The organism is Kitasatospora sp. NPDC056783 (assembly GCF_042789895.1).
GTDB lineage: Bacteria > Actinomycetota > Actinomycetes > Streptomycetales > Streptomycetaceae > Kitasatospora.
The window spans coordinates 1-5,593 of sequence record NZ_JBHUAF010000476.1; the positions used below are offsets into that span (position 1 = coordinate 1).

A 5,593-nucleotide genomic window follows, 5' to 3' on the forward strand; every position below is an offset into this window, starting at 1 on the left:
GAGCCGTGCCGGGTCCGTGCCGTGCCGTGCCGGGCCCGAGCCGTGCCCGGCCGTGAGGCGGTGCGGGATCGGGCCGTGGTCCGGAGCAGGGCCCGCCCTCAGGGCGGGGGCCTCCTATGTTCCGTCCGGTTCAGACCTCGCCGAACTGCCCGATCTTCACCGCGGACACGAAGGCGGAGAAGCCCTCCAACGAGAAGGCCAGGGACGGGCCGTAGGGGTCCTTGGAGTCGCGGACGGGAACGACGCCGGTAGCGGACAGGTTCCCCGCGACTTCAACGCAGTTCCCGCCGTTGCTGCTGTATGAAGACTTAGTCCACACGGGGTCGGTGGTGGTCGCGGTCACGGCAAGTCCTTCCTTCGCTGTCTGATCACGGCCACTGACTCAGCCTGAGAGAGTGCAAGGCCCTGTAGCTGATAGTAGGCCGTGATCATGGGCGCCACTGCGCCACTGTCCCGCTCCAGGTGCCCCTGGATCGCGGATTCGGCATACAGCATGAGCGAGCGGTCGGGGAGCGTGATCACGTTCACCGGCAGGTCGAATGCACGATCCTCGCCCATGGATACCGGAGCAATCTGTAGCAGGGTGTTCGGCAGTTCGGCAAAGGCGAGTAGCGCGTCCAGCTGACCGGCCATGACCCCGGGACCGCCGACAGGCCGAGTGATGCAACTCTCATCAAGGACGGCATGTACCTGAGGCGCTGGCGATCGACGCAACTTCGCCTGGCGGCGCCCGAGAACGGCAACCCGTTCATCTGCTTGATCCTGCGTGATGGCTCCACGACGGACGGCCCCCGCCGCGATAGCGCGGGCGTAGTCCATGGTCTGGAGTAGCCCAGGGACGATCCCGAGATCAAAGAGGCGCAACTCGATCGCCTTCGATTCCTTGGCGACGTAGGCCGCGAACCCTTCGAGAAGCGTTGCTGACTCAGCAGCTAAGGCCTTGTTGATAAATACGCGGTCCATAGCAAACGCAGTATCAAGCCCACGGGCCACACGTGAAGTTGCTCTTCTCCGACCAGTTTCCATCATTGAAATGTGGGTCGGCGTGCAGCCGATCATCTGTGCGACGTCCTTCTGTAGCCACCCCCGCGCCTCGCGTGAGCTGCGAAGGAAGGCCCCGAACTCCGCCTCAGGGGACACGCGGGGGTCTGGCTCAGATCGGTTCATGGGGCTCACTTTGCTACTGAGCAAACAGATTTGAGAGGTTGAGAAGTCGCTAAGTGTAGAGGAGAGTGGGCGTCCCCGGTAGCCGTGCAGTTACGGATTGGAGCCCCCCATGCCTCCTGATGTAGCGAGACCGCAGAACCTCCAACGCCACCAGGTAGTACTGGACTTGAGTCGGCTGGACGAGAACGGCAAGCCGCGAGAGTTCGTGTTCGTGGAGCCGTACCTCGGATCGGTCATCCTGCGCCCGCTGGGGTACTCCGCCCCCGAGCACCAGGCTGACCCGTCGAAGGTGAAGGCTGTCGAGCCGGTCGAGATCGCCGCCGGCACGGCGGGGGACCCGCACCGTCGCAGGGTGGACGGTGGACTGTGGTGAGCGCGGGCAATCCGCCCATGGAGTTCTACCTCCGGTTCCCGGCCTGGGCCCTCGGTTTGTGCTTCAAGTGCGAGGTGTACCGGCTCGTTGCCGTTCTCGGAGACCTCACGGTTGGCGGAGTGACGATCAAGCTTTACGCCTGTCACCCCTGTGCGTGGCGGCTCGAACAGCTGCATCACCAGGAGGTGCAGCGCCGCCGCACCGTGGCCCTCGTCACGATGACCCGGGCCGAGAACGCGGTCGCCGCGTGAACTGGCGAGGCCGTTTGGCCTACCTCGGTCGGATCGTATGGGACCTGATCCGGGCACCCCGGGTGACGTGGTCGTGGGTCTGGGGCGCGCACCTTCAGTTCGCGCCCCCGGTCCTGTGGCTGAACCCGAAGAAGCGCCGAGCAGCTGCCTCGGCGGATCAGCTGATCGCCGATGAGAAGCAGGTGGATCAGGTGCTCTCGGATGCTTTCCACGCCGGAGTGATCGCCGAAATCATGGAAGCCAAGCTCCAGTCTGCCGAGATCGCCGACTTGTGCGAGGTCGTCAGGGAGTTGGCCCCGGTGCCCGTGCGTCGAGGACGGTCCGGCCGCCCGCCGAACCGGCCCAACTGACCCCCACCGATGACAGGCCGCGGGCGCGGCCGACCCCAACTGAGACAGGGAGCAGGAGAGTTGACTGAAACCGTTCCGATGGACCCTCCCCCGGAGGTGTTCGACCCGCCCGCCCTGCGCCTGGGGTGCGTGGCGCTGACCCTGAACCCGGATGGGGCAATCCTCATGGTCCGGCCGAAGAACAGGCCGGCTCACCTGATCCTGCCGGGCGGAAGCGCGGAGGCGGACGAGGCGCCCAACGAGGCCGCCGCGCGGTGGGTTTACACGAAAACGGGGCTGGCCCTGGACCTCTGGCAGTTGGTCTCCGTGGACTACGTGTCGGTTGCAGAACTGGCGGAGGGCATCAACCTCGTGTTCTGGGGCGGACGGCTCAGCGCGCGTAGGGCGGGCAAGGTGGTGCCCGGTGAGGGCGTCATCGAGGCCGTTTGGGTCCCGCCCGGTGATCTGACGAAGGTTACCTACCCGCAGCAGGTGGCCCGCGTGATCGAGGCCCTGCGCACGGCCGAGCGTGGCGGCGGCCTCCCGCTGCTGCTGCGCGGCCGTCCCGTCGGATGAATCCCGCAGACGCCGGGGAGTGCGAAGGCCCCGATTGGAGTTCCCGCGCGCCGCGCGAGGTACGCGTGGAAGTCCATCGCTTCGAGGGCTACGAGCTGGAGATCGAGGGGGCAATGTTCTTCCCCTTCGAGTCGGAGGACGACATGGACACAGCCTTCGAAGAGGTCATCACCGACGAGGTCCGCCGGGGACTGTTCATCGCTGACGACGTGCCGCTCGTAATCCACGTAACGGATGACGACGGGGAACCTCACCGGATCGAGGCGCCGGCGAAGGTGCCGGAGTAGTACCTCGCAGACCCCTGTCCCGCCCGGGTGTCATGGCCGCTGGGCGGGACAGGTTCCAACTCCCGTACCCCCGCCCCGGGGAAGCACCAGTGGGCGGGTCCCGGTACGGGAACGGTCCCGTCCGTACTCGCATCCCCCGTCGTGGGCGGGCGGGACCACTGTCGTCACCAGCATCGAGGAGGATCACATGGCACGGAACAGTCCGAAGGGCAGCGAGCGTACCGTGGTTGTCCTCCGCAGAGAGGCGCGGCAGCGCGAGCGGGTGCCGTCGGGCGTGAAACCCCAGCTGCACGGTCCCTCGATCGGGTCCATCGCGAAGGACACGCGAGCCGGCGGTCGGCTCGGGTTCGTCCACCGGGCCTCGAACCTGTACGCCTACCTCCGGGAACCGGGGTCGGTGGACGACGTGTGGGAGTGTCCCCTCGCAGAGGTCGGGCCGCCCGATGCGGAAGAGGCCGCGCGCGCCGAGATCCTCGACCTCGGGGTCATTCCATACCGGGACTTTCCCAAGTAATCCCTTTCGACTCCCGGCAAGCGTGCCGGGTCGCGTCCCGGACCGGGCAGGCCGGGCGCACGCCGGTCCCCGACGGTTGTTCTGACAAAAAGCTCCGGTGGGGACCGGCACTCAGACCCTTGTCCGACCTGGGGACACAGGCCGGCGCTCATCTCTATGGGAGGGACACGATGGCAGGGACCACACGGGCTATATCCCTCACAGGTATGGACGGTGGAAGGAAGGGGAGTCACCTGAAGGGCGCCGCGCGTAAGAAGTTCGCGGCCAAGCTCAGGAAGAATTACGACTCCGGGGCGTCCATTCGCGCTCTCGCGGAGGAGACCGGTCGTTCATTCGCTCTTGTGCGTCAGCTGCTGGAAGAGGCCGGGACCGCCATCCGGGGTCACGGGGGTGCCAGGAGCGAGACCGTCAGGGCAAGGAAGACGGGCGCGGGTGCTGCGTGACCGGTCCGTGGTGGTACACCCGGTACCGGCGCCCCCTCCGCCGCCGCTGCGGGCGCGCACCTGATCAAAGGGGGGTCGGTATGCGAGATTCGTTCCTCCCAGAGCACATCGGTTTCGGGCCGGGAGCCGACTGGGCGGCGGGTGTTGAGGACCTGCCCGGTCCGGATCAGCAGGTACCCGACGAAGCGCCTGCGCCGGTCGAGGAGGAGCCGACGATGGGTATCCGGCTGGCTGATGTCACCGTTGTTCCTGACCAGGACTGCTTCCCGCAGGGCTCGTCCCGCTGCTTTAAATGCGATTGGACAGTCGGACTCGAAGAGGCGCTGTCGGTACCCGACCTCGCGCTGAGGATGGGCGAGCACACCCGGGCTACGGGGCATGTCTCGTACGCCCTGGTCACCGGCATCGACGTCACGGTCAGTCTGGATACGGAGAAGAAGTAGCGCACAGTCTTGAAACTCAACGAGGAGTAGCGTGTCTGACGAGAAGCCGGCGGAGCCCGCGAAGTCTGCGCCAGCGGAGCCCGTGAAGTCTGAGAGCGAAAAGCTCCGCGAGATAGCCAAGGCCCACACCGACACCGCCCACCAGCAGCACGGCTACGGCCACAGTGCGCACAATTCGATCGCGTATGCCAACCGTGCCAACCAGGAGGCTGCTGACCTGGAGCGGAAGGGCCGCTAAGACTCGTGTACACCGTGGAGCCCTTGGTAACGTGCCAGTGCCCCCAGTCCGACCGGTGCGTTCTCCGGCTCCAACTCCCGCCGCCCGGGGGATCGTTCCTCGATGGAACGCTTCGACGGTGGACGGTCGTCAGCCGGAATCAGGGTGCCGACCCGGGGACGGGCACGATCCGGTGGACCACCATCGTGATTCAGCGGGTCACCGCCGGCAAACCGACGACGCGGACGATCACGTGCGCGGGCCCGGTAAGGATGGAGAACAAGTATGAGCGGCTACGCGCGGGCCGTCCTCCGAGGTCTGTTTGAACCGGTGCCTCTTGGGCAGCTACTCGGGGCTCAGTCCTGCCCATGTTCGTGGGTGGGGCCCTCCGACCCGTAGGAGGCACCATGACGCACCACGTGTTGTCCGTCGACCCCGACGAGAGCCCGGATGACGGTAAGGGGAGCAACCCGCAGCCCGGTGACAGCGACGACGGGCGCGACTACGCGCACTAGTCGCTAGCCTGAGATCACAGCCGGACCGGCCTGGGGGCCGGTCCGGCACAGGCATGAGGGAGCGTCATGGCACGTCACTGGCACGGGTATGGGTGGATCGGGCGCGAGCGCGCGGAGAGCAGGGCCTTCGAGGACGAGCTACCGCCCATGGAGGTGAAAAACTGGCTGCTGAAGCCGCGGAGGCTCATCCGGGGCACCTTCCACACCATCGAGGACGCCGTGACCTGGATGGCTGGGGAGCTGCGGCAGTACCCGCACCCGGAGTCCTACGGCAGCAGCGACGAGGCACGGTTGCAGTTCGTGCGGGAGACGCTGGCGCTGGACGCCGGCTCAGATGTGGTCTGGGGCTGGTATCCGAACAACAGTCAGTACGTGTCCCGCGCTCTCATTACCTGCCCGCGCGTCGGGGAAGACATTCCCTGTCCCCAAGGGCTCTGACACGCAGGCCGGAAACACGAAAAGCGCCCTCCCCTTTCGG

General features: G+C 66.5%; 12 protein-coding genes. 10 read left to right on the forward strand and 2 right to left on the reverse strand.

Annotated features, from left to right (window positions below; translation table 11 throughout):
* Nucleotides 1-130: 130 nt before the first annotated feature.
* Both ACFRMQ_RS37230 and ACFRMQ_RS37235 read right to left on the reverse strand, forming a co-directional pair.
* Nucleotides 131-343 carry a DUF397 domain-containing protein gene (locus ACFRMQ_RS37230; protein WP_380735285.1) on the reverse strand — a complete coding sequence of 71 codons (213 nt, stop codon included), beginning with the start codon at nt 341-343 and terminating at the stop codon, nt 131-133.
* Nucleotides 340-1,167 carry a Scr1 family TA system antitoxin-like transcriptional regulator gene (locus tag ACFRMQ_RS37235; RefSeq protein WP_380735286.1) on the reverse strand — a complete coding sequence of 276 codons (828 nt, stop codon included), beginning with the start codon at nt 1,165-1,167 and terminating at the stop codon, nt 340-342. The genes ACFRMQ_RS37230 and ACFRMQ_RS37235 overlap by 4 nt, the downstream gene beginning before the upstream one ends.
* 109 nt (nt 1,168-1,276) lie before the next feature.
* On the opposite strand from ACFRMQ_RS37235, the gene ACFRMQ_RS37240 reads away from it, so the two are divergent.
* The 10 genes from ACFRMQ_RS37240 (at nt 1,277) to ACFRMQ_RS37285 (ending at nt 5,553) form a co-directional block, all read left to right on the forward strand.
* Complete coding sequence (locus tag ACFRMQ_RS37240; protein WP_380735287.1) at nt 1,277-1,540, forward strand: hypothetical protein; 264 nt, start codon at nt 1,277-1,279, stop codon at nt 1,538-1,540.
* A gap of 17 nt (nt 1,541-1,557) precedes the next feature.
* Nucleotides 1,558-1,791 carry a hypothetical protein gene (locus ACFRMQ_RS37245; RefSeq protein WP_380735288.1) on the forward strand — a complete coding sequence of 78 codons (234 nt, stop codon included), beginning with the start codon at nt 1,558-1,560 and terminating at the stop codon, nt 1,789-1,791.
* Nucleotides 1,788-2,141, forward strand: coding sequence for a hypothetical protein (locus ACFRMQ_RS37250; RefSeq protein ID WP_380735289.1), 354 nt, complete (start codon nt 1,788-1,790; stop codon nt 2,139-2,141). The genes ACFRMQ_RS37245 and ACFRMQ_RS37250 overlap by 4 nt, the downstream gene beginning before the upstream one ends.
* 60 nt (nt 2,142-2,201) lie before the next feature.
* Entirely contained in the window at nt 2,202-2,696 is a 495-nt protein-coding gene (locus ACFRMQ_RS37255) for an NUDIX domain-containing protein (RefSeq protein WP_380735290.1), read from the forward strand.
* Between the two features lie 65 nt (nt 2,697-2,761).
* Nucleotides 2,762-2,983, forward strand: coding sequence for a hypothetical protein (locus ACFRMQ_RS37260; RefSeq protein WP_380735291.1), 222 nt, complete (start codon nt 2,762-2,764; stop codon nt 2,981-2,983).
* A 187-nt stretch (nt 2,984-3,170) separates the two neighbouring features.
* Nucleotides 3,171-3,497, forward strand: a complete 327-nt coding sequence (locus tag ACFRMQ_RS37265; protein ID WP_380735292.1) for a hypothetical protein — start codon at nt 3,171-3,173, stop codon at nt 3,495-3,497.
* 206 nt (nt 3,498-3,703) lie between these two features.
* On the forward strand, nt 3,704-3,940 hold the full coding sequence (locus ACFRMQ_RS37270; protein WP_380735296.1) for a helix-turn-helix domain-containing protein: 237 nt from the start codon (nt 3,704-3,706) through the stop codon (nt 3,938-3,940).
* Between the two features lie 80 nt (nt 3,941-4,020).
* Complete coding sequence (locus ACFRMQ_RS37275) at nt 4,021-4,383, forward strand: hypothetical protein (protein ID WP_380735293.1); 363 nt, start codon at nt 4,021-4,023, stop codon at nt 4,381-4,383.
* 31 nt (nt 4,384-4,414) lie between these two features.
* Nucleotides 4,415-4,621 (forward strand): hypothetical protein, encoded by a 207-nt coding sequence (locus tag ACFRMQ_RS37280; protein WP_380735294.1) that lies wholly within the window; start codon nt 4,415-4,417, stop codon nt 4,619-4,621.
* Nucleotides 4,622-5,181: 560 nt separating this feature from the next.
* Entirely contained in the window at nt 5,182-5,553 is a 372-nt protein-coding gene (locus tag ACFRMQ_RS37285) for a hypothetical protein (RefSeq protein WP_380735295.1), read from the forward strand.
* The last annotated feature ends 40 nt before the right edge of the window (nt 5,554-5,593 follow it).